Source organism: Streptomyces sp. WAC05374 (genome assembly GCF_004353505.1).
In the GTDB taxonomy this organism is placed as follows: domain Bacteria; phylum Actinomycetota; class Actinomycetes; order Streptomycetales; family Streptomycetaceae; genus Streptomyces.
Window position 1 is genome coordinate 351634 of sequence record NZ_SMNQ01000005.1, and the last position, 22062, is coordinate 373695.

19 protein-coding genes and 1 pseudogene are annotated in these 22062 nt (G+C 73.6%); 10 read left to right on the top strand and 10 right to left on the bottom strand.

Features of this window, described 5'->3' with window-relative positions; all coding sequences use genetic code 11:
- Positions 1–4: 4 nt before the first annotated feature.
- From E2B92_RS14005 to alc, 3 genes are all read right to left on the bottom strand, one after another.
- Positions 5–1114 carry a terpene synthase family protein gene (locus E2B92_RS14005; RefSeq protein ID WP_126884033.1) on the bottom strand — a complete coding sequence of 370 codons (1110 nt, stop codon included), beginning with the start codon at positions 1112–1114 and terminating at the stop codon, positions 5–7.
- Positions 1115–1116: 2 nt separating this feature from the next.
- Positions 1117–2046, bottom strand: coding sequence for a methyltransferase domain-containing protein (locus tag E2B92_RS14010; RefSeq protein ID WP_126884034.1), 930 nt, complete (start codon positions 2044–2046; stop codon positions 1117–1119).
- A gap of 257 nt (positions 2047–2303) precedes the next feature.
- Positions 2304–3446 (bottom strand): allantoicase, encoded by a 1143-nt coding sequence (gene alc, locus E2B92_RS14015; RefSeq protein WP_126884035.1) that lies wholly within the window; start codon positions 3444–3446, stop codon positions 2304–2306.
- Positions 3447–3583: 137 nt separating this feature from the next.
- Between alc and E2B92_RS14020 the strand changes: the two genes are divergently transcribed.
- Positions 3584–4183 carry a TetR/AcrR family transcriptional regulator gene (locus tag E2B92_RS14020; RefSeq protein WP_126884036.1) on the top strand — a complete coding sequence of 200 codons (600 nt, stop codon included), beginning with the start codon at positions 3584–3586 and terminating at the stop codon, positions 4181–4183.
- Between the two features lie 37 nt (positions 4184–4220).
- Here the strand turns inward: E2B92_RS14020 and E2B92_RS14025 are convergent, their stop codons facing one another.
- Positions 4221–5123 (bottom strand): LysR family transcriptional regulator, encoded by a 903-nt coding sequence (locus tag E2B92_RS14025; RefSeq protein WP_126884037.1) that lies wholly within the window; start codon positions 5121–5123, stop codon positions 4221–4223.
- A gap of 176 nt (positions 5124–5299) precedes the next feature.
- On the opposite strand from E2B92_RS14025, the gene E2B92_RS14030 reads away from it, so the two are divergent.
- Positions 5300–5530, top strand: a complete 231-nt coding sequence (locus E2B92_RS14030; protein ID WP_126884038.1) for a hypothetical protein — start codon at positions 5300–5302, stop codon at positions 5528–5530.
- 59 nt (positions 5531–5589) lie between these two features.
- On the opposite strand, the gene E2B92_RS14035 is transcribed toward E2B92_RS14030, so the two are convergent.
- The 5 genes and pseudogenes from E2B92_RS14035 to E2B92_RS14055 all read right to left on the bottom strand — a co-directional run bounded on the left by E2B92_RS14035 (position 5590) and on the right by E2B92_RS14055 (position 9874).
- Positions 5590–6468, bottom strand: a complete 879-nt coding sequence (locus tag E2B92_RS14035) for a DMT family transporter (protein ID WP_235023806.1) — start codon at positions 6466–6468, stop codon at positions 5590–5592.
- A 174-nt stretch (positions 6469–6642) separates the two neighbouring features.
- Positions 6643–7180: pseudogene (locus E2B92_RS14040) on the bottom strand (hypothetical protein); the annotation flags it as partial.
- A 109-nt stretch (positions 7181–7289) separates the two neighbouring features.
- Positions 7290–7517 carry a hypothetical protein gene (locus tag E2B92_RS14045; protein ID WP_126884040.1) on the bottom strand — a complete coding sequence of 76 codons (228 nt, stop codon included), beginning with the start codon at positions 7515–7517 and terminating at the stop codon, positions 7290–7292.
- Between the two features lie 20 nt (positions 7518–7537).
- Positions 7538–9649 carry a 4-alpha-glucanotransferase gene (malQ, locus tag E2B92_RS14050; protein WP_126884041.1) on the bottom strand — a complete coding sequence of 704 codons (2112 nt, stop codon included), beginning with the start codon at positions 9647–9649 and terminating at the stop codon, positions 7538–7540.
- Positions 9650–9874 carry a hypothetical protein gene (locus E2B92_RS14055; RefSeq protein ID WP_126884042.1) on the bottom strand — a complete coding sequence of 75 codons (225 nt, stop codon included), beginning with the start codon at positions 9872–9874 and terminating at the stop codon, positions 9650–9652.
- A 269-nt stretch (positions 9875–10143) separates the two neighbouring features.
- Between E2B92_RS14055 and E2B92_RS14060 the strand changes: the two genes are divergently transcribed.
- Positions 10144–13110 carry a beta-N-acetylglucosaminidase domain-containing protein gene (locus E2B92_RS14060; RefSeq protein ID WP_126884043.1) on the top strand — a complete coding sequence of 989 codons (2967 nt, stop codon included), beginning with the start codon at positions 10144–10146 and terminating at the stop codon, positions 13108–13110.
- A 169-nt stretch (positions 13111–13279) separates the two neighbouring features.
- On the opposite strand, the gene E2B92_RS14065 is transcribed toward E2B92_RS14060, so the two are convergent.
- Positions 13280–13813 (bottom strand): HNH endonuclease, encoded by a 534-nt coding sequence (locus E2B92_RS14065; protein WP_126884044.1) that lies wholly within the window; start codon positions 13811–13813, stop codon positions 13280–13282.
- A 235-nt stretch (positions 13814–14048) separates the two neighbouring features.
- Here E2B92_RS14065 and E2B92_RS14070 point away from each other — a divergent pair, with 235 nt between their 5' ends.
- The 7 genes from E2B92_RS14070 (at position 14049) to E2B92_RS14100 (ending at position 22045) form a co-directional block, all read left to right on the top strand.
- The gene (locus E2B92_RS14070) at positions 14049–15113 is read left to right on the top strand and encodes a mechanosensitive ion channel family protein (protein WP_126884056.1); all 1065 of its coding nucleotides are present in this window, start codon (positions 14049–14051) and stop codon (positions 15111–15113) included.
- A gap of 169 nt (positions 15114–15282) precedes the next feature.
- Positions 15283–16521 (top strand): ROK family transcriptional regulator, encoded by a 1239-nt coding sequence (locus E2B92_RS14075; protein ID WP_126884045.1) that lies wholly within the window; start codon positions 15283–15285, stop codon positions 16519–16521.
- 120 nt (positions 16522–16641) lie between these two features.
- Positions 16642–17973 carry an ABC transporter substrate-binding protein gene (locus E2B92_RS14080; RefSeq protein WP_126884046.1) on the top strand — a complete coding sequence of 444 codons (1332 nt, stop codon included), beginning with the start codon at positions 16642–16644 and terminating at the stop codon, positions 17971–17973.
- Positions 17970–18911 carry a carbohydrate ABC transporter permease gene (locus tag E2B92_RS14085; RefSeq protein ID WP_126884047.1) on the top strand — a complete coding sequence of 314 codons (942 nt, stop codon included), beginning with the start codon at positions 17970–17972 and terminating at the stop codon, positions 18909–18911. The genes E2B92_RS14080 and E2B92_RS14085 overlap by 4 nt, the downstream gene beginning before the upstream one ends.
- Before the next feature lie 4 nt (positions 18912–18915).
- Entirely contained in the window at positions 18916–19797 is an 882-nt protein-coding gene (locus tag E2B92_RS14090; RefSeq protein WP_126884048.1) for a carbohydrate ABC transporter permease, read from the top strand.
- Positions 19798–19802: 5 nt separating this feature from the next.
- Positions 19803–21068: a 6-phospho-beta-glucosidase gene (locus E2B92_RS14095; protein WP_126884049.1), complete on the top strand. Its 1266-nt coding sequence runs from the start codon at positions 19803–19805 to the stop codon at positions 21066–21068.
- Positions 21059–22045 carry an N-acetylglucosamine kinase gene (locus E2B92_RS14100; RefSeq protein WP_126884050.1) on the top strand — a complete coding sequence of 329 codons (987 nt, stop codon included), beginning with the start codon at positions 21059–21061 and terminating at the stop codon, positions 22043–22045. Before E2B92_RS14095 ends, E2B92_RS14100 begins: the two co-directional genes overlap by 10 nt.
- The last annotated feature ends 17 nt before the right edge of the window (positions 22046–22062 follow it).

The following is a 22062-nucleotide window of genomic DNA, read 5'->3' on the forward strand; positions in this document are numbered from 1 at the left end:
GACGTCAGTCCTCGAGCTGCCGCCACCACCAGGCGATCGCCGGGACCGGTGGCGGCTCGGGGCTGGGGTCGCTCGGGGTGTCCCGCCAGGTGATGTCGTACGACGCGCCTTCGGCCGGGAGTGCGTTGCGGTTGCGGGGGCTGGCGTAGCGGGGTGCCAGGTTCTGCCACGCGATGCAGCCCGCGACGTAGTGCGCGAGCGAGTCGAGGTACTGGCGCAGGGGCGCGTCGGCGTGGCGGGCGAGCCGGTCGCGCAGCCGGACGAACAGCGTCATGGCCCGGTCCCGGAGGGCGACCGCCGGGGCGAGCGCCTCGGCGGGTGTGCAGTGGTGGTGCAGGGCCATCACGTTGAGCAGGTTCTGCTCCCGTGGCTCCTGGTGATCCTCCTTGTTGTAGGAGAAGAGGTCGTTGTCGCAGGAGACGATGAATCCGGCGGCGTCGGTCAGCGCCTGGACGGGGGCCGAGTACAGCACGTCGGCCGGCAGGTGGATGCCGTTCGCGGCGTCGCACCAGGTGAGGGTGAAGCGGGTTCCGTTGACGGACATCCGCATCGCGGCGAACTCGTTGAGGGACGGCATGACACCGCGCTCGGCGTTGGCGGTCTGCCAGCTTGCCCCGAAGAGCCAGTCGCGCGTCCCCTCGGTGAACCTGCGCAACTGGAAGGGCGTGAGCATCGCCCGCGTCCGGGTGACCAGGTCCTCCAGGGCATCGGTGAGCGGCCCGGGCGGCAGCAGTCCCGAGCCGGGGGCCTCGATGGCACGCACCAGGCGGGCGCTGTGGTCGGCGATGTCGGCCGTCCGCGTGGCGGTGGACCCGGAGTCCTGCCAGTCGTCGACGGCGTTGGCCCAGTAGTTCCACTCGATGAAGAGCAGGACGGGCTCGATGTCGCCGTACGGGATGATCCGGCTGGTGAAGTCGGCGCTGTGGGTGGCCAGTCCCCACGCGCGTTCGACGGGGTCCGGGTACAGCCCGTACGCGTCGATCCACGCGATGGCCCGCTCTTCCAGCTCGGCGGCCTTGGGGTGGATGAGGTCCCGCTCGAAGGGGCAGTGGAACGGCGGCAGCTTCCAGCCGATCCGTGAGGGGGGCGCGTCCTTCGCGTACACGGGCGGCATCGTCAGCTTCCTCCGCCCAGGCGGAAGAGCAGCAGCCGGGTCTCCATGGCGTGGTCGCGCCAGATCCGGAACAGTTTGCCGTGCGTGATCGTGGACTGCTGGAGGCGTTCACGGGTCCAGGCGGTCCTCTCGGCGGCGCCCTCCCGGCCCGCGCCGCGCTCGACGCGCTCCAGCTCGGCCGTGTTCCAGGCCATGGACTGCACCCAGAACTCGGCGACGCGGTCGGTGACGTCCTCGTCCTGCTCGAGTTCGAAGCCGGCCGCCTCGGCGGCGAGGATGTACTCGGTCAGGGTGCCGAGCCGCGTCCTGTAGTAGCCGTCGATGAACTCGGTCCACTCGGGGCGGCGGACGAAGTGTTCCTGGAGCCCGAACCAGCCGCCGGGCTTCAGGGCCTTGGCGACCACCTGGAAGAGCCGCTCGCGGTCCATGTAGCCGGAGCTCTCGTTGGCGTACGCGGCGTCGAACTTGCGCTTGCCGGTGAAGTCGTGGATGTCACCGACCAGCGGGGTGACGCGGCTCGCGACGCCCGCCCGCCGGGCGAACTCCTCGATCAGCGGCACGTGTTCGCCGGTGACCGTGATGCCGGTGACCTTGGTGCCGTGCTCCTGAGCCCAGTACAGCGAGCCGCCGCCGACACCGCAGCCGATGTCCAGGAGCTTGCCGGGCGGGGTGGCGTACGCGCCCCAGGCGCGGGCCGCGTGCGCGACGATCGCCTCCTGGGACTCGACTATGCGGCGCTTGAGAACTCGCTGGGAGACGGTGGTGTTGGGCGCGGCGCCCGGTGCGAACAGCCCCACGTGGTAGTGGACGCGGGGTCCCGGCCCGTACTTGTGGAGGATGTCCGCCGTCTTGCGGCTGTAGTAGAGCGGGACTTGCGCCTGGTCGAATGCCTGGCCATCAGTGGTCGGCTGAATGGCGAGGTTGCTGTCCATCGGTTCTCCGGTCCTGCGGTCATGTGGGGATGTTCATCGGCCGCCCCACCCTGCCCAAAACTGACTGAAAAAAGTCCTCAGTCACACAGTGTTTGAGCATAGTCACGCGCAAAAGGGGCCCTTTCTGCGCGAGTTGACCACAACAGACAGCACGAGGGGCGCCCTCCCCTGTAGGGCGCCCCTCGTGACGGAAAAGTGATGAAAGCCGCCCGGCGGACGGGCGATCGGTGCGCGGCCGTCCGCCGGGCGGAGACCGGTCAGCCGTTCAGCTCGGCCCAGCGGGCGCGCAGCGTGGCGGCGCCCTCGTCGGTGAGCTCGCCGTGCAGGCGCATCCGGGCGATGCCGCCGTCGGGGAAGGCGTCGAGGCGGACGTGGGTGGCGACGGCCGGCGCCGGCAGTGTGAACCGGTGCAGGGTGTCGGGCTGGAGCCGGGTGCGCGGGATGATCTCGAACCAGTCGCCACTGTCGCCGTCACGGCCCTGGAGGGCGATCCACCCCGCGGAGTTGCCCTTGAGGTACGCGGTGTCGATCTCGATGGCCCGGACGGCGCCGCGGGCGGCCAGCCGGAAGCGCACCCAGTCGTTGGTGCCGCGCACACGGCGGCGGCGGTTCTCCCAGCCGTCGTCCATCTTGCGCGACGTGCCCGGCAGGATGATCTGCGTGGGCGAGGAGTAGAACCGGTCCGACGCGTCCTCGTACGCGCCCCCGTTGAGTACGGAGACGAGGTCGATCGTGCCGAGCAGCTCCAGCCACTCGGGGTCGGCCACGACCTCGCCGTGGACGCGCAGGCGGGCGATGCCGCCGTCGGGGTGCTGGCACAGGCGCAGGTGGGTGAAGCGGCGCTCGGCGCTGATCGTGAAGCCGTTGGCGGCGTGGCCGCGCACGGGGGTGGGCGGGACGAGCTCCTCCCACTTCACGTCGCCGGCGAGCAGCTCCTCCGGGCCGGGCGAGCCGGCGACGGAGGCGGCCTGGACGGAGACGCGCTGCGGGTAGTTGCCGCGGAAGTGGGCGGTGTCGACGACGATGCCGCGGATGACTCCGGGGGCGCCCAGGCGGATGATCGCCCAGTCGTGGTCCTCGGGGGCCGGGAAGGGGTCGTCGCCGTCGGTGCCGCGCCGGCGGCGGGTCTCCCAGCCGTCCATGATCTTGCCCTTGTGCCCGAAGTGCTCCGGGTCGAAGACGGCCCGCTCGCGCACCAGGAGGTTCTCACGCTCGGCGAAGAACTCGTCGTTGGCGGCGACCACCCCGGCACCCAGGCGCCGGTCGGCCAGGTCGACCAGCTCGGTGAAGGGGAAGTCGCCGGCGCGGTAGTCGGCGTAGGGGTCACCGCCGCCGTACGGGGCGGCGTCGTTGGCGTGCGGGTCCTGGTCGGGGGCGGTGTGGCCGGCGTCGAAGGTCATGCCCCGACTGTCGCGCCACCCGACCGGTCAGGTCCAGTGGAAGTTTCTTCACTGGCTGTTCAGGTGAACTGAAAGGATGTGCCCAGGGCCGAGGGGCGAAGCGGATAGTTATCCGGTACGGGGGATATGCTGGGAGCATGAACGAGCCGCAGCGGCGAGGCGCGGGGCGCGCCGAGCGGGCCGACGCGGCCGGCAACCGCCGCCGCATCCTGGAGGCGGCCGCGCGGATCGTCGCGGACAAGGGCCCGGGCGCCCTGACGATGAACGCGGTCGCGCGCGAGACCGGTATCGGTGTGGGCACGGTCTACCGCCGCTTCGGGGACGTCGCCCAATTGTTGTTCGCCCTGCTCGACGAGCGGGAGCAGCGGTTCCAGGAGGCGTTCATGACCGGCCCGCCGCCGCTGGGCCCGGATGCCCCGCCCCTGGAGCGGCTGCGTGCCTTCCTGCACGCCCTGGCCGACCGCGTGGGCGACCAGCTCGACATGCTGCTCGCGGCGGAGGCGGCCGCGCCGAGCGCCCGCTACAGCAGTGGCGCGTACGCGACCATGCACGCGCACGTGACCGTGCTCGTCACGCGGGTGAGCCCGGAGGCCGACGCCTCGCTGCTGGCCCACATGCTGCTGGCGCCGTTCACGCCGAGCCTGGTGCACCACCTGACCCGGGACGGCGCACGGACGCCCGCCGAGCTCAAGGCGGCCACCGACACCCTGCTCGCGGGCCTCGCGCGCCCCGCCTGAACGCGCGCCGCCCGAGCACACCTCGCCCCACCGCGGCTCACCGGCGGGCGGCCACCTCGCGGAGGGCGGCGAGCAGGCGGGAGACCGCGGGTGCGGTCTCGGCGCCCCGGCGGACCGCCGCGACCACGTGGCGACGGGGCTGGTCGGCCTCCAGGACCCGCATCACCACCCCCGAGGACCGCTCGGCGGCCGCCATGCGCGGCACCAGCGCGATGCCCATCCCGGCCTCCACCATGGCGAGGATCGCCGTCCACCCGGCGGCCGAATGCGCCTGCTCGGGCACGAAACCGGCCGCCTCACAGGCCGCCCTGGTGATCTCCGACCAGGGCCCGCTGCCGCCGAAGATCCACCGCTCCCCAGACAGGTCGGCCAGCCGCAGCCCGGGCGCGGCGGCCAGCGCGTGCCCCGCCGGGAGGGCCACGTCCAGCGGGTCCGCCAGCAGCGGTACGCGGCTGAACCCGGGGTCCCGGGCCGTCGGGGCATGGGCCGCCAGGGACAGCGCCAGGTCCACCTGCCCGGCCGACAGCAGCTCGTACGCCTCGGCGGCCTCCGCCTCCCGCACCCGCACCTCCAGGGCCGGGTACGCCGCGCGCAGCCGCAGCACGGCCGGAACGACCAGCGCGGGCACGGCCGTGGAGAACGCCCCCACCCGCACCTCTCCCGCCTCCCCCTGGAGGTACCCGGTCAACTCGGCGTCGGCCCGCTCCAGTTGGGCGAACACCACCTCGGCGTGGCGCAGCACCAGGTGCGCCGCGTCGGTGAGTCTGACCCGCCGCCCGTGGGCCTCGAGCAGCCGCACGCCGAGCTGCTTGGAGAGGTTGGTGAGCTGCTGCGACACGGCGGAAGGGGTCATCAGCAGGGCCTCCGCGGTGGCGGTCACCGTCCCCCGGTCGCGCAGCGTGCGGAGGATCTGGAGCTTCTTGATGTCCCACTCGGTCATCCCCGCAACCTACACAAGGATATTTCCGGCCTTCCTCCCTCAAGAAGGGTCTTTGGCGTCTCCAGGACATCGAGCCCGATAACGGTTGTGACGCACCATCCGGGACGGGGACACTCCTTGGCGTGCCCGGCGCACGAGCGCGGGCACGGCCCGGAACTCCGTAGGGGGACACCCGCATGACACCGCGCACAACGACCGCCGCGCTCGTCGCGGCCCTGGCTCTGCTCGCCACGGCATTCGGACTCACCACCACGGCCACCGCCGCCCCCGCCGGGGGCACCCACCACGACGTCACCGTCCACGCCACGACCACGGACCCGGACGGCGCCGACGACCGCGACGACGACCACGCCACCGCCCACAGCGACTCACCCGCGGACGACGACCCCGCCGCCCACGCCCACTGACCGTCTCGTGAGGGCCTCGTGCCACCGCCCGGCCGGCGGCGCGGGGCCCTCACGCCGGTTCACCGGGACCGGGCCGTACCCAGCGCCACACCGCCCAGGATCAGCGCCATGCACAGCAGGTGCGACGGGCCCATCGACTCGTCGATCAGCAGCCAGGACAGCAGCGCCACGCACACCGGCTGCAGGTAGTACACGACTCCCGCCCGGGCCGCGCCGATCAGCGCGATCGCCTTGTTCCAGGCGAAAAAAGCCAGCGCGGAGGAGAAGACCCCGACGTACACCAGCGGCCCGACCGTGCCGGCCGTGGGCGCGAAGCCGCCCTGCACGGCGAGGCTGACCCCGTACGCCGGCAGCAGCATCAGCGCGCCGAGCACGAACGTGGCGAAGAGGAAGACCGCACCGCCCAGTTCGGCCGGGCGCCGCCTGAGCAGGGCACTGTACGAGGCGAAGCACACCGCGGCGGCGACGATCCAGAGGTCACCGGCGGCCAGGTCCGCCGCGAGGGAGCCCTTGCCGACCAGGAGCAGCACACCGGCGCAGGCGATCAGCATGCCGGTCAGGCGGCGGGGGCCCGGTCGGGCGCCGCCGAGCCTCTCGTACAGCGCCATCAGGACCGGTGAGGCGGCCATGACCATGCCCATCGTTCCGGCGGGGGTGGTGAGACCGGCCTGGTTGACGAGCGTGTTGTAGACGGTGACGCCGAGCAGCGAGGCGAGCGTGACGAAGCCGAGGTGCCGGCGGATCAGATGCCGTCGTCGCCACGCGGGGCGGGCGGCGAAGGGGGCGACGGCGAGGATCGCGACGACCCACCGCCAGAAGGCGGCCTGCACGGGCGGGACGGAGTCGTGCAGGGCCCGGGAGGTGACGAAGCTGCCGGACCAGACGACCGTCGCCACGGCGGCGAGGAGCAGCCCGAGCCCGGAGGCTCCGAGGACCACGCCCCTCCCCTTCGTCGGCCGATCGGTACGGACCCGGTCCAGGACTGCCACGGTTGCCCCTGCCTCTCTCCCCGTCGAGGGATCTTGGTTGTGGGAGCTACCGTCGCACCGCCGCACCGCTCAGGTCCATCGAAACTTTCTCACTCGTCCTTTCAGCATTTCCGAACGTTCGGCGCGACCCGCGAGCGTGGCCCCGAAGGCGATCGCCATGCCCGCGAGCCGCACCGGACGACGGCGGGTGTTGGCCAGGGCGAGGTGCGCGTAACCGGCGGCCGCCCGGCCGTCGAGCGCCGGGGCGCGCCCTCCACCTGGAAGGCGACAGGCGCGATCAGCAGCCCGCCCGCGGTGAGCTGCCGGCGGTCAGGGCCGGCGGCCCGACGTCCTCGGGCCTGCCCCAGCGCTGGGTGAGCACCGTGCCCGCCGACATGGACGCGGCGGACGCGAGCCCGGCGGCCACCCCGACCGGGTCGAACGCCGCACCCGCCGTCGGGACGACCATGCTGACGCCCACGGCAGGCCGCGACGGCCGCCGGCAGCGCCTGCCCGGCCGGCAGGGCGCGGCGCGCATCAGCCCGGTGAACAGGGGCCGGTCGGGCGGCAGGAACTCGGTGGTGACGGCGTAGGTCGAGCCCCCTGGCGACGCTGCGCCGGTCGGGGGAGCCGTACACGCTCTCCCCGCGCGAACCGACCAGCTCGCGGGCCTGCTGCGCAAGCGGCTGACGGCCACGGGGGCGTGACGCCGGCAGCGGGCGCAAAAACGCCGACGGCCCGGGCGGTACGGGGTACCACCCGGGCGGAACGGCACGTGGGCCCCTGGGGCCTCAGACCTTCTTGGACTTGTCGAGCACCATGACGAGACCCGCGATCACGGCGAACAGCACGATCGGGGCCGCGACGTACAGGCCGAGGGTCTCGGCCACGCTCAGGCCGGTCCCCGGGTCGTCACCGTCGTCGCGGGTGAGCGCGAGCGCGGGGGACGACATGAGCAGCATCATCAGCGTCGTACCGGCCGCGACGGCGCCGGTGCGCAGGGCGTTCTTCTTGTCCACGGTGCAAACGTAGCGAACGCCTAAAGGCCCCGCGCGTCCGGGGGTGCCGTAGACGGGCGCAACACGTCCATCAGGGCGTGCAGGCGCGGCGAGGCCGCGAGGTCCTCCAGGGTGACGGGGCGGCCCTCCGCGTCGGCGATCGGCAGCCGCCAGTTCGGGTACTGGTCCCAGGTCCCGGGCAGGTTCTGCGGCCGGCGGTCGCCCACCGCGTCCGGGAGCCAGACACCCGCCATCCGGGCGGGCGTACGGCGCAGGAAGCGGTACACCGCGCGGATCTCGGCCTCCTCGTCGCGCGGCCCCTCCTCCAGCAGGCCCAGTTCCCGCAGGTACGCCAGCCACTCGGCGACCTCCTCGGCGTACTCGGCCCGCTCCTCGTCCAGGGGGCGGGTGAGCAGGCCCAGCCGGTGGCGCAGCCCGACGTGCTCGCCGGTCAGCCGGGCGGCGGTGGAGGGCAGGTCGTGCGTGGTGGCGGTGGCCACGCAGTCCGCCCGCCAGGTCCCGGGGGGCAGCGGCCGCCGCGTCCCCTCCCAGTCCCGCTCGAACCACAGCACCGACGTGCCGAGGACGCCGCGCCGCTGGAGGGACTCCCGTACGCCGGGCTCGACCGTGCCGAGGTCCTCGCCGATCACGACGGCGCCCGCGCGGTGGGCCTCCAGCACGAGGATCGCCAGCATGGCGTCGGCGTCGTACCGCACGTACGTGCCCTCCGTGGGCTCGTGGCCCCCGGGCACCCACCACAGCCGGAACAGCCCCATCACGTGGTCGATGCGCAGGGCGCCCGCGTGCCGCAGCAGCCCGCGCAGCAGCTCCCGGTAGGGGGCGTACCCGGTGGCGGCCAGGACGTCGGGGCGCCAGGGCGGCAGGCCCCAGTCCTGGCCGCGGGCGTTGAACGCGTCCGGCGGGGCGCCGACCGACATCCCGGCGGCGAAGGCGTCCGCCCGCGCCCAGGCGTCGGCGCCGTCCGGGTGCACCCCGACGGCGAGGTCGTGGACGATCCCGACCGGCATGCCCGCCTCCCGGGCGGTCCGCGCCGCGGCGGCGAGCTGCTCGTCGGTGAGCCAGGCGAGCCGGCAGTGGAAGTCGATCCGGTCGGCCAGCTCGTCGCGCTCGCGTGCGGTGGCGGCCGAGCGGGGGTCGCGCAGCCCCTCGGGCCACTGCCGCCGGTCGGCGCCGTACCGCTCGACGAGCGCGCACCAGGTGGCGTGGTCCAGCAGCGCCTGGCCCTGGGTGGCGCGGAACTCGCGCAGCGCGGCCTGCCGCCCGGGGCCGAGCGGCACGCGCCGCAGCACCTCCAGGGCCTGCCGCTTGAGCACCCAGACCGCGTCGCGGTCGATCAGCTCGCCCTTGCGCAGCACCCCTTCGCGCAGCTCCGCCGCGCGCCCGGCCAGCGCGTCCAGCTCGGCCCGGTCCTCGCCGCGCGCGTACGCGTACTCGGGCACGTCCTCGATCCGCAGGTGGACCGGGTCGGGGAAGCGCCGCGAGGAGGGGCGGTACGGGGAGGGGTCGGTGGGCGTGCCGGGGACGGCCGCGTGCAACGGGTTGACCTGAACGAACCCGGCCCCCAGCGTCCGCCCCGCCCAGTCGGCCAGCTCGCGCAGGTCACCGAGGTCGCCCATGCCCCAGGACCGGGTGGACAGCAGCGAGTAGAGCTGGACCAGCACGCCGTACCCGCGCCCGGCGGGCTGCGGCACGCGCGCGGGGGCGACGATCAGCGTGCTCTGCCCCGTGCGCCCGTCACGGGCCCGGGCGTCGAGCCGGTGGACGCCCAGCGGGAGGCGGGCCCAGCGGGGCGTGCCGGAGATCTCGTCGCCGTGCTCGGTGGTGATCCTCAGGTCGGTGCCCGGCGGGAGCGCCGCGAGGGGGCGGGGCAGCTCGGACGGGCGGCCCTGGCGGGGTGCGTCCTCGCGCGGGGCGTCCTGCCACAGGACCAGCGTCGGCGGGAGGAGCCGGGCGTCCCTGGCCGCCTCCGTGGCGGCCAGGGACGCGCGCAGCGCCCCCGGTGTGGCGGCGTCGACGTCCAGGGCGGCGAGAACCCGCACCACCGTGGCGTCGGGGACCGGGACGGTGACGCCCGCGGACGGGGAGTACGCGGTGGCGACACCGTGCAGCGCGGCGAGCCGGGCAAGGGTCATTCAGGCTCCTGGGGACTCCGGTCCGCCGGCCGTGCGGTGCGCGGTCGGCTCGCTGGTGAGGGGGGTGAAGTCGGTGAGGGCGGGTTCGCTGGTCAGGGGGGTGGCGTCGGCGAGCGGCGGCTCGCTGGTCAGCGGCGTGTCGGCGGCCGGCAGATCCGCCGGGAAGGACGGGCCGGGGACCTGTTTGGAGAGGGCGGTGAGCAGGAGCTGGGCTGAAGCGGCCACGGTGGCCTCCCTGTGAAGGTGACAGTGGGACACAGCAGCCCTACCCAGCGGACGGCCACACATCCGTCCAACGTGGCGTCGGTCACATGGCGTTCCCGTGGCGGGAGTTGAACCGTCCCCCGTACCCCGGTAGGCAAATACGACACAACGGCCACGCACATTGACACCTTCGGCGAGTCGGTGGTGGGCTCGAAACCGACCGGTTCAGCCACCGGTCGGGCCACCGGCAAAGCTACTCGCCGAACGACGAAAGACGAGGGGAGACGCGCGTGCAGTTCGGGCGCTTCGGCCGCGGAAGGCGGACCGCGACGGCCGTTGCCGTCGCCGTGATCGGCGGCCTGCTGAGCGGTGCTCCCGGCGCGCTGGCCGCGCCCGGCGGGCCCGGCTCCCCCACCACCACGGTGCCCGAGCGGGACGGCGCCGCGCTGCCCCCGGTGTGGCCCCGCCCCCAGTCGCTGCGGCCGGCCGGCGCGGCGGTGCCGCTCGGTGACGAGGTGACGGTGCTGGCGGGCGAGGACGCCGACCTGTACGCCATGACCGCGCTCGAGGGCGTGCTGCGCGACGCGGGTGTGCGGACCGTCCACAGCGGGCGGGACGGGCGGGGGCCGGTGGTGCTGTTGGGCGGTACCGGCGCGCGGAACGCGCTGCGCGCCCTGCGCGCGCCCGAGCGCGGTGACCTGCCGTCGGGCGGGTACCGCATCGCGACCGGCCGGTTCGAGGGCCGTGACACGGTCGCCGTGGACGGTGTCGGCGCGGACGGGCTGTTCCACGCCGTCCAGACGCTGCGCCAGCTCATAGCCGGGGACCGGGCGGTGCCCGGCGTCCTCGTGCGCGACTGGCCCGGTACCGCCGTGCGGGGCATGACGGAAGGTTTCTACGGCCGGCCGTGGAGCCACGAACAGCGGCTTTCGCAGCTCGACTTCATGGGCCGCACCAAGCAGAACCGGTACCTCTACGCCCCCGGTGACGACCCGTACCGGCAGGCGCAGTGGCGCGACCCCTACCCGGCCGCCCAGCGGGCGGAGTTCCGGGAGCTGGCCGAGCGTGCCCGGCGCAACCACGTGACCCTCGCGTGGGCGGTGGCGCCCGCCCAGTCGATGTGCCTGGCCTCGCAGGACGACCTGGCGGCGCTCAAGCGCAAGGTCGACGCCATGTACGCGCTGGGGGTGCGCGCCTTCCAGGTGCAGTTCCAGGACGCCTCCTACGACGAGTGGCACTGCTCCAGGGACGCCGACACCTTCGGATCCGGCCCCGCCTCGGCGGCCCGGGCGCACGCGCGCGTGGCGACGGAACTGGCACGGCACCTGGCCGGCCGGTACCCGGACGCCGAGCCGCTGACGCTGATGCCGACCGAGTACTACCAGGACGGCGCCACCGACTACCGCACGGCGCTCGCCGCCGAGCTGGACGACCGGGTGCAGGTGGCGTGGACGGGGGTCGGCGTCGTCCCCCGCACGATCACCGGCCGTGAACTGGCGGGCGCGCGGGACGTGTTCGGGCACCCGCTGGTCACCATGGACAACTACCCGGTCAACGACTACGCGCAGGACCGTATCTTCCTGGGCCCCTACATGGGCCGCGAGCCGGCCGTGGCGGCCGGTTCCGCCGCCCTGCTGGCCAACGCCATGGAGCAGGCGGCCGCGTCCCGCATCCCCGTCTTCACGGCCGCCGACTACGCCTGGAACCCGAAGGGCTACCGGCCCGCCGAGTCCTGGCACGCGGCGCTGAGCGACCTGGCGGGGGGCGACCCGAAGGCGCGTGAGGCGCTGCACGCCCTCGCCGGCAACGACGCCTCCTCGATACTCAGCCGCACCGAGTCGGCGTACCTGCGGCCGCTGCTGGCCGGCTTCTGGCGCACCCGGGCGAGCACGACCGCCGACGCGGCGGCCCGCGACCGGGCGGCGGGCGAACTGCGGGCGGCGTTCACCGTGATGCGCCAGGCGCCCGAGCGGCTGACCGGCGCGGCGGACGGCCTGCTGGACGACGAGGTGAGGCCGTGGCTGGAGCAGCTCGCGCGGTACGGCCGCGCGGGCGAGGCGGCCGTCGACATGCTCCAGGCGCAGGCGCGGGGCGACGGCGCGGCGGCGTGGCGGGCCTCGCTGGAGCTGGAGCCGCTGCGGGCGGAGCTGGCGTCCAGCCCGGTGACGGTCGGCGAGGGCGTGCTCGACCCGTTCCTGTCCCGGGCCGTCAAGGAGGCGGCCCGGTGGACGGGCGCGGCGCGCGGGGCGGGCACCGTGGAGCGGGAGAACGGGGCGTACACCGTGCGCCTGGACCGGGCGCGGCCGCTGGACACGGTCACCGCGATGACGGTGCGCCCCGCAGACGGCTCCGTCGAGGCGCACGTACCGGGCGAGGGGTGGCGGCGGCTGGGGGCCCTCGCGGCGAGCGGCTGGACGCAGGCGGCCGTGCGGGGCCTGGCCGCCGACGCCGTGCGGATCACCTGGACCGGCCCGTCCCCCGGCGTGCGGGGCCTGGTCCCGTGGTTCGCGGACGAGCCGCAGGCCCGGCTGGAGCTGCCGCACACGGAGGCGGACGCGGTGATCGGCGGCGCCCCGCGCCGGGTGAACGCGGTGCTGGCCGCCCAGCGGCCCGGCGAGGTGCACGGCGCCCTGACGGCGAAGGCCCCGAAGGGCCTGAAGGTCACGGTCCCGAAGCGGACCACCGTCCCGCGCGGCCTGGCCGCCACCGTCCCGGTCGACATCACCGTCCCGGCGGGCACCCCGGCGGGCGACTATCAGGTGCCCCTGTCCTTCGCCGGCCAGGAGCGCACGCTCACCGTCCGCGCGTACCCGGCGACGGGCGGCCCGGATCTGGCGCGCACGGCGCGGGCGACCTCGTCGGGCGACGAGACCCCCGACTTCCCCGCCTCGGCGGCGCTGGACGGTGATCCGGCCACCCGCTGGTCCTCCCCGGCCGAGGACGGCGCCTGGTGGCAGCTCGAGCTCGCCCAGCCGGTCCGGCTCGGGCAGGTCGTCCTGCACTGGCAGGACGCCCACGCGAGCCGGTACCGCATCCAGGTCTCGGCGGACGGCCGCACCTGGCGCACGGCGGCGACCGTCCGGGACGGCAAGGGCGGCCGCGAGGCGGTCCGCATGGATGCCCCGGGCACCCGCTTCGTCCGCGTCCAGGGCGACGCCCGTGCCACGGAGTACGGCTACTCGCTGTTCACGGTCGAGGCCTACGCGGTGACGGCCCCGCCTCCCCCGGGGGCCCCCGCCGGGGCGCCTGGCGAGTGAGGCGCAGGGGCGGCCCGGCAGTCGGGTCGCTCCCGGTTCCTGGCGGCGAGTGAGGCGAAGGGGCGCGGCTGTGCCGAAAGGGAGAGCGCGCGGAGGGCCCGAGGCACGAGGGACCGAGCACGATCGACCGTCGACACAGCCTCAGGCGCCCCGGAGCCGAACCGAGCCTTTAAGAAACCCTGTCGATGCGGGCCATCGCGTCCTCCGCGCCGTACGGCTGGAGGTAGGGCAGCCAGCGCGGGTCCCGGTGCCCGGTGCCGATGATGCGCCAGGCCAGGCCGGTCGGCGGGGCGGGCTGCTGGTGGAGCCGCCAGCCCAGCTCGCGCAGGTGCCGGTCGGCCTTCACGTGGTTGCAGCGGCGGCAGGCCGCCACGACGTTCTCCCAGGCGTGCTGTCCGCCTCGGCTGCGCGGCACGACGTGGTCGACGCTGGTTGCGACGCCACCGCAGTACATGCAACGCCCGCCGTCGCGGGCGAAGAGGGCTTTGCGGGTCAGAGGAACGGGCCCCCGGTAGGGGACCCGTACGAACCGTTTGAGGCGGACCACACTGGGGGCGGCGATGACGCGGGTCGCACTGTGCATGAAGGCGCCGGATTCCTCGAGGGAGATGGCCTTGTTCTCCAGGACGAGGACGAGCGCGCGGCGGAGCGGTACGACGCCGAGGGGCTCGTACGACGCGTTGAGGACCAGGACATGCGGCACGGATGCCTCCTTGTACGCCGGCGGCGCGTGGCTCGCGCCGGGACGATCTGCTCTCAGTCTCTCCTCATGCCAGGTCGAAGCGCCACCACGTACCGGTAACGGGCCCGAAGTGTTTTCGACCACACCCGGATCATCCCCAGGTGAGACGCACCTCTCCCTCGAACATGGCAACGAACCACCCTCGATGAGCCGTTAAATGTAATTGGTCCGCTTGTCCATCCTGGAGGTTCCCGCCGTGCTCTGGTCCGCCGTTCCGGCCGCCGACCCCACACCCGCGCCGGTGTCGCTCGACGAGGCCGCCAAGCAGGCCGGTGAGGCCGCCGGCTGGGTGGAACAGAACTGGTCCACCTGGCTGAGCACGGGTCTGCGCATCCTGCTGATCCTGGCCGTGGCGGTCGTGCTGCGGCATCTGGTGCGCCGGGCGCTGACCAAGCTGATAGAGCGGATGAACCGCAGTGCCCAGGCGGTCGAGGGCTCGGCCCTGGGCGGTCTGCTGGTGAACGCGGAGCGGCGCCGGCAGCGCTCGGAGGCCATCGGTTCGGTGCTCCGCTCCGTCGCCTCGTTCCTGATCATGGGCACCGCCGGGCTGATGATCCTCGGCGCCTTCAACGTGAACCTGGCGCCGCTGCTGGCCTCGGCCGGTGTCGCCGGTGTCGCCATCGGTTTCGGTGCCCGCAACCTGGTCACGGACTTCCTCTCCGGCGTCTTCATGATCCTGGAGGACCAGTACGGGGTCGGTGACTCGGTCGACGCGGGGGTGGCGTCCGGCGAGGTGATCGAGGTGGGCCTGCGCGTGACGAAGCTGCGCGGCGACAACGGTGAGATCTGGTACGTCCGCAACGGCGAGATCAAGCGGATCGGCAACCTGAGCCAGGGCTGGTCCACCGCGACGGTCGACGTGACGGTCCGCCCGACCGAGGACCTGGACCGGGTCCGCGCGGTGATCACGGAGGTCGGCGAGGACATGGCCAAGGAAGAGCCCTGGAACGAGCGCCTGTGGGGCCCGGTCGAGGTCCTGGGCCTCAACGAGGTGCTGCTGGACTCCATGACGATCCGCCTGTCGGCCAAGACGATGCCGGGCAAGTCGCTCGGCGTGGAGCGCGAGCTGCGCTGGCGCATCAAGCGGGCCTTCGACGAGGTGGGCATCCGGATCGTGGGCGGCCTGCCGGCGGCCCCGTCGGAGGACTCGCCCGCCGACCCGACGGCGGGCATGGCGCCTCCGTCGGCGTTCGCCTCCACCACCTCCCCCCAGTCGGTGGCGGCGACCCCGCTGACGCCCCCGCCGAACCTGACGAAGTAGGGCCCGCATCGGAGCAGGCCGCGAAGGGCGCCCCCGCCATGACGGCGGGGGCGCCCTTCGTCGTACCCGGGCGCGCGGGTCTTGACGGGCTCCTGACATGCGGCCTACCGTCCGTCTCGGCAACGCAATAGGAAAGTTTCCTAACAGAGGCAGGGCAGGTGCGTCCCTCGTGACCGGAGCCGCCGGAACCACTCCCGGCACGCCGCGCGTGCTGCGGGCCATGAACGACCGGGCCGCCCTCGACCTGCTGCTGGAGCACGGCCCCCTGTCCCGGACGCGCATCGGGAAGCTGACCGGCCTGTCCAAGCCGACCGCGTCGCAGCTCCTGGCCCGGCTGGAGGCGGCGGGCCTGGTGGTGGCGACCGGGGTGACCGAGGGCCGCCCGGGACCGAACGCCCAGCTCTACGCCGTCAACGCGCGGGCCGCGTACGCCGCAGGGCTGGACGTGACCCCGCGCCGCATCCGCGCGGCCGTCGCCGACGTGACCGGCGCGGTGGCCGGGGAGTTCGATCTGGCGACCCCGCAGCGGCCCGCCGGGGACGCCGTACGGCAGGTGACCGAGGCACTGGACGGGGCCGTGAAGGCGGCCGGGATCACCCGGGCCGAGGTGCACCGGCTGGTCATCGGGACGCCGGGCGCGTTCGACCCGTCGACCGGCCGGCTGCGGTACGCCTCCCACCTGCCCGGCTGGCACTCCCCCACGCTCCTGGACGAGCTGGCGGCGGCGCTCCCGATGCCGGTCGAGTACGAGAACGACGTGAACCTGGTGGCGGTGGCCGAGCAGCGGCTGGGGGCGGCCCGGGGGCACACGGACTTCGTCCTGCTCTGGAACGAGGAGGGCCTGGGCGCCGCCCTCGTGCTCGGCGGGCGGCTGCACCGGGGGTTCACCGGAGGCGCCGGCGAGGTCGGCTTCCTGCCCGTGCCGGGCACGCCGCTGGTGCGGCAGGTCGCCAAGGCGGGCAGCGGCGGCTTCCAGGAGCTGGCCGGCGCGCAGGTGCTGCCCCGGCTGGCCCGCGAGTACGGCATCGAGGACGTTCCGCGCGGCGGGCGCGGGGAGCGCGGCGAGCACGCCGAGGTCGCGGCCGCGCTGCTGGCCCGGGCGGCGGCCGCGCCGGACGCGGGGCCGCACCACCGGCTCCTCGACGCCTACGCGACCGGCCTGGCCACCGGTCTCGCCTCGCTGGTCGCGGTCCTCGACCCCGAGCTGGTGGTGCTGTCCGGCGAGGTGATCGTCGCCGGGGGCGAGGCGCTGCGCGCCCGCGTCCAGGCCGAGCTGGGCGAGCTGGCCGCCTCCCGGCCCCGGCTCGTCATCGGCGGCGTACAGCGAAACCCGGTACTGCGCGGCGCGCTGGAGAGCGCGCTGGCCGCCACCCGCGACGAAGTCTTCGACACCTCACGCCGGAGCTAGGGCACTGAACAGCGAGCACCGGGCACCGGGCAGCGAGCCGGGGCAGCGCACAGACGGTCCGCGAGCACGGAACGACTCGCGAGCGGAGAACAGCGAACGAAGCGAACTGGGAGACACCGCATGAAGCGCAGAACCGCCGCCGCAGCGCTCGCCTCGGCGGCCGCCATAGCCCTGCTCACCTCCGCCTGCACCGGATCGGCCCCGTCGGGCGCGCACGACGACCCGGACGCCGAGGTCACACTGACGTTCTGGCACGGCTGGTCGGCGCCGAACGAGGTGAAGGCGGTCGACGCCGCCATCGAGCGGTTCGAGGACGCCCACCCCAACATCACCGTGAAGGCCGTCCCCAACATCACCGACGACAAGATCCAGCAGGCGCTGCGGGCCGGCGGCTCCGGCGCCCCGGACGTCGTCTCCTCGTTCACCACCGACAACGTCGGCAAGTTCTGCTCCTCCGGCGCCTTCGCCGACCTCCAGCCGTTCATCGCCAAGTCCGGGATCGACCTGGAGAAGACGTTCGCCAAACCGCGCCTGGACTACACCCGGTTCGAGGACCGCCGCTGCGCGCTCCCGCTGCTCGGCGACGCCTACGGGCTGTACTACAACAAGGACGCCTTCCGCCGGGCGGGGATCGCGGCGCCGCCGAAGACGTGGAGCGAGTTCGACGAGGCCGCCCTGAAACTGACGGAGCCGAAGGGTGACTCGTACCAGCAGCTCGGCTTCATGCCCGTCTTCCACGGCTACGAGTCGACCCCCGGCCACCTGGTGGCCCAGTGGAGCCCGACGTACTTCGACGAGAAGGGCAGGTCGGCCGTCGCCGAGGACCCCGCGTTCGCCGCGATGTTCACCTGGCAGAAGAACCTCATCGGCAAACTGGGCGGCTTCGAGAAGCTGGAGAGGTACCGCGGCACCTTCGGTGACGAGTGGGGGGCCAAGCACCCGTTCCACACCGGCCAGGTCGCCATGCAGCTCGACGGCGAGTGGCGCCTGGGGATGACCACGGACGCCAAGGTGCCCTTCGAGGTGGGCGTCGCACCGCTGCCGGTCCCCGACGACCAGGCCGCCGACTACGGCAAGGGCTACCTGTCCGGGACGATCATCGGCATCGCCTCCACCAGCCCCCGGCAGAACGCCGCCTGGGAGCTGGTGAGGTACCTGACCACCGACACCGACGCCGTCGTGAACTTCGCCAACGAGCTGCGCAACGTCCCCGCCACGCACGACGCGCTCGCCTCGCCGAAGCTCAGGCTCGACCCGCGCTTCAAGACCTTCCTGGACATCGCCCGCCACCCGAAGTCCAACACCACCCCCGCCTCCGTCAACGGCGGCGCCTACCAGGTGACCCTCCAGGAGTTCGGCTACCTCCACGAGGCCGGGAAGGTGGACGACCTCCGGGCCGGGCTGGAGAGGACGGCCGCGCAGATCGACACGGACATCGAGAAGGCGAAGTGACGGCGCGCACGCTGCGCGCCAGGCGCACCCGTGAGGCGCTGCGCACGGTCGCCTTCCTCTCCCCCTGGCTCGTCGGGTCCGGCGTCTTCTTCGCCTACCCGCTCGTGTCGACGGTGTACTTCTCGTTCACGCACTACGACGGGTTCGGGGTGCCCGTCTTCAACGGTCTGGAGAACTGGCGGTACGTCTTCGCCGACTACCCGGCCTTCTGGCCGTCGATGGCCAACACCCTGTGGCTGGTCGTCGTCATGGTCACCTGCCGGGTCGTCTTCGGGCTGGGCGTCGGGCTGCTGGTGACCAGGATCAGAACGGGGGCGGGCGTCTTCCGCACCCTGTTCTACCTGCCGTACCTGGCGCCGCCGGTCGCCGCCACCCTCGGTTTCGTCTTCCTGCTCAACCCGGGTACGGGACCGGTCAACGCGGTCCTCACCGACCTGGGCCTGCCGGCCCCCGGCTGGTTCACCGACCCGGCCTGGTCCAAGCCCGCCCTGACGATGCTCGCGGTGTGGGGCGTCGGCGACCTGATGGTGATCTTCATGGCCGCCCTCCTCGACGTACCGAAGGAGCAGTACGAGGCGGCCGAGCTGGACGGGGCGTCGGCGTGGCAGCGCTTCCGGTACGTCACCCTCCCGAACATCTCGCCGATCGTGATGTTCGCCGTGGTCACCGGAGTCATCCAGACCACGCAGTACTACACGCAGCCGCTGGTCGCCGGGAAGGTCGCCTCCGGGATCATCGGCAACAGCGGGCAGCAGTTCGAGCCGGGCTACCCGGAGAAGTCGACGCTGACGCTTCCGCAGCTCGTGTACAACCTCGGCTTCCAGCGCTTCGACTACGGATCGGCGTGTGTCGTCGCCCTGGTCCTGTTCGCTCTCTCCATGGCCTTCACGGCGCTGCTGATGCGGCGGCGCGGGGGTCTCCTCCAGGTGGGTGACTGACCGCATGACGTACGCACCCGGCACACCCGCGCAGGGCCCGGCCGCCGCGCGCACGGCCCGCCGCGGGGCGGTGCTCCACTGGATCGCGGTGCACGCGCTGGGCGTGGCGGCCGCCCTGTTCTTCGTGCTGCCGTTCGTCTTCCTCTTCCTCACCTCGCTGATGAGCGACGAGCAGGCGCTCACCCGCGACCTCACCCCCGACACCTGGGAGTGGGGCAACTACCGGCGGGTGTGGGACACCCCCGGCTTCCTGACGTGGTGGCGGAACACGCTGCTGTACGCGGGGCTCGGCACCCTGCTCACCGTGGTGTCGTCCGTCCCGGTCGCCTACGCGCTCGCCAAGTTCCGCTTCCGGGGGCGGCGGCCGGCGCTGATGCTGCTGATCTCGATGATGATGCTGCCGCCGCAGGTGGTGATCATCCCGATGTACCTGTTCTGGGCCAGGGAGCTGGACCTGTCCGGCTCGGTGTGGCCGCTGATCGTCCCCATGGCGTTCGGTGACGCGTTCTCCGTCTTCCTGCTGCGGCAGTTCCTGCTCACCATCCCGGACGAGTACCTGGACGCGGCGAGGGTCGACGGCTGCGGTGAACTGAGGACACTCCTGCGGGTGGTTCTGCCGATGGCGAGGCCGGGCATCGCGGCGATCGCGCTGTTCCAGTTCTTCTACGCCTGGAACGACTACTTCGGACCGCAGATCTACGCCTCGGAGAACCCGGCGGCGTGGACGCTGAGTTACGGCCTGGAGTCTTTCAAGGGCGCGCACCACACCGACTGGAATCTGACCATGGCCGCGACCGTCCTGGTCATGGCCCCCGTGATCCTCGTCTTCTTCTTCGCCCAGAAGGCGTTCGTCGAGGGCGTCACGCTGACCGGAGTGAAGGGCTAGAAACGATGAAGCTGGCTGTTGTGGGGGGCGGCTCCACCTACACCCCCGAACTGGTCGACGGGTTCGCACGGCTGCGCGACACCCTCCCGATCGGTGAACTGGTCCTCGTCGACCCGGCTGCCGACCGCCTGGAGCCGGTCGGCGCTCTGGCCCGGCGCATCTTCGCCAGGCAGGGGCACGAGGGGCTGGTGACGACCACGTCCGACCTGGAGGCCGGGGTCGAGGGCGCCGACGCGGTCCTGCTGCAACTGCGGGTCGGCGGGCAGGCGGCCAGGGAGCGGGACGAGACGTGGCCGCTGGAGTGCGGCTGCGTCGGGCAGGAGACGACCGGGGCCGGCGGGCTCGCCAAGGCGCTGCGCACGGTGCCGGTGGTGCTGGACATCGCCGAGCGGGTACGCCGCGCGAGCCCCGGCGCCTGGATCATCGACTTCACCAACCCTGTCGGGATCGTGACCCGGGCCCTGCTCCGGGCCGGGCACCGGGCGGTGGGGCTGTGCAACGTGGCCATCGGCTTCCAGCGCACATTCGCGCGGCTGCTGGACGTCACCCCGGACGCGGTCCACCTGGACCACGTGGGGCTCAACCACCTGACGTGGGAGCGCGGGGTGCGGCTCGGCGGGCCGGACGGGGAGGACCTGCTGCCCAAGCTGCTCGCCGAGCACGGGGACGCCATCGCCGGCGACCTGCGGCTGCCGCGCGAGCTCCTGGACCGCCTGGGGGTCGTCCCCTCCTACTACCTGCGGTACTTCTACGCGCACGACGAGGTGGTGCGGGAGCTGGCCACCAAGCCGTCGCGGGCCTCGGAGGTCGCCGCGATGGAGCGGCGGCTGCTGGAGATGTACCGCGACCCCGCGCTGGACGAGAAGCCGGAGCTGCTCTCCCGGCGGGGCGGCGCGTTCTACTCGGATGCGGCGGTGGACCTGGCGGCGGCGCTGCTGGGCGGTGCCGCACCGCGCAGGCAGGTGGTCAACACGTACAACCGGGGCACACTGCCGTTCCTGCCGGACGACGCCGTGATCGAGGTGCAGGCCGCGGTGGACGGCTCGGGCGCTGCGCCGCTGCCCGTCGCGGAGGTGGACCCGCTGTACGCGGGGCTGATCGGGCACGTCACGGCGTACGAGGACCTCGCGCTGGAGGCCGCGCTGCGCGGCGGGCGGGACAGGGTGTTCAGGGCGCTGCTGGCACACCCGCTCATCGGCCAGTACGACCGGGCCGAGGGGCTCACCGACCGGCTGATCGCGCACAACCGGGAGCACCTGACGTGGGCGTGACGGCCGCCGTCCTCGCGATCGACGCGGGCAACAGCAAGTCGGACGTGGCGTTCGTCGGCGAGGACGGCACGGTCCTGGCTTCGGCGCGCGGGCCGGGTTTCCAGCCGCCGAGGGTGGGCACCGGCCCGGCGCTCGACGTGCTGGCGGCCACCGTGGCCGAGGCGCTGGCGTCGGCGGGGCCGGCCATCGACGGGGTGCGGCACGTGTCGGCCTGCCTGGCCAACGCGGACTTCCCCGCGGAGGAGGCGGAGCTGGCGGCCGCCGTGCACGCGCGCGCGTGGGGGCGGTCGGCGGCGGTGCGCAACGACACGTTCGCCATCCTGCGGGCGGGCGTCGACGAGCCGCGGGGCGTGGCCGTGGTGTGCGGCGCGGGCATCAACTGCGTGGGGATGCTGCCGGACGGGCGCACCGCCCGTTTCCCCGCGGTCGGCCGCGTCTCCGGCGACTGGGGCGGCGGGTCGTTCCTCGTGGAGGAGGCGATGTGGTGGGCGGCCCGGGCGGAGGACGGGCGGGGTGAACCGACGGAGCTGGCCCGGGTGTTGCCGGCGCACTTCGGCCTGGACTCGGTGTACGCGCTGATCGAGGCGCTGCACCTGGGGCGGATCGCGGCCGGGCGGCGGCACGAGCTGACGCCGGTGCTGTTCGCCGCGGGTGCGGCGGGCGATCCGGTGGCGCGGGCGCTGGTGGAGCGGCAGGCGGAGGAGGTCGTCGCCCTGGCGGTGGTCGCCCTGGAGCGGCTGGGGCTGCTGGACGAGGAGGTGCCGGTGCTGCTGGGCGGCAGTGTGCTGGCGGCGCGCCACCCGCTGCTGAACGGCCGGATCGCCGAACTCCTGTCCGTCAAGGCGCCGGGGGCCGACGTCCGGGTGGTGACCGAGCCCCCGGTGCTGGGCGCCGCGCTGCTGGGCCTGGACCACGTGGGGGCGCCCGCCGGGGCGCGGGCCCGGGTGCGGGCGCACTACCGGCGGGGCCCGGGATAGGGAACCGATGCGGGCCG

Coding starts and splice junctions, on each gene's coding strand:
- alc (WP_126884035.1), bottom strand. CDS start 3,446: ATGACCTTCGACGCCGGCCACACCGCCCCCGACCAGGACCCGCACGCC.
- E2B92_RS14020 (WP_126884036.1), top strand. CDS start 3,584: ATGAACGAGCCGCAGCGGCGAGGCGCGGGGCGCGCCGAGCGGGCCGAC.
- E2B92_RS14005 (WP_126884033.1), bottom strand. CDS start 1,114: ATGCCGCCCGTGTACGCGAAGGACGCGCCCCCCTCACGGATCGGCTGG.
- E2B92_RS14090 (WP_126884048.1), top strand. CDS start 18,916: ATGACGTACGCACCCGGCACACCCGCGCAGGGCCCGGCCGCCGCGCGC.
- malQ (WP_126884041.1), bottom strand. CDS start 9,649: ATGACCCTTGCCCGGCTCGCCGCGCTGCACGGTGTCGCCACCGCGTAC.
- E2B92_RS14095 (WP_126884049.1), top strand. CDS start 19,803: ATGAAGCTGGCTGTTGTGGGGGGCGGCTCCACCTACACCCCCGAACTG.
- E2B92_RS14010 (WP_126884034.1), bottom strand. CDS start 2,046: ATGGACAGCAACCTCGCCATTCAGCCGACCACTGATGGCCAGGCATTC.
- E2B92_RS14025 (WP_126884037.1), bottom strand. CDS start 5,123: ATGACCGAGTGGGACATCAAGAAGCTCCAGATCCTCCGCACGCTGCGC.
- E2B92_RS14080 (WP_126884046.1), top strand. CDS start 16,642: ATGAAGCGCAGAACCGCCGCCGCAGCGCTCGCCTCGGCGGCCGCCATA.
- E2B92_RS14030 (WP_126884038.1), top strand. CDS start 5,300: ATGACACCGCGCACAACGACCGCCGCGCTCGTCGCGGCCCTGGCTCTG.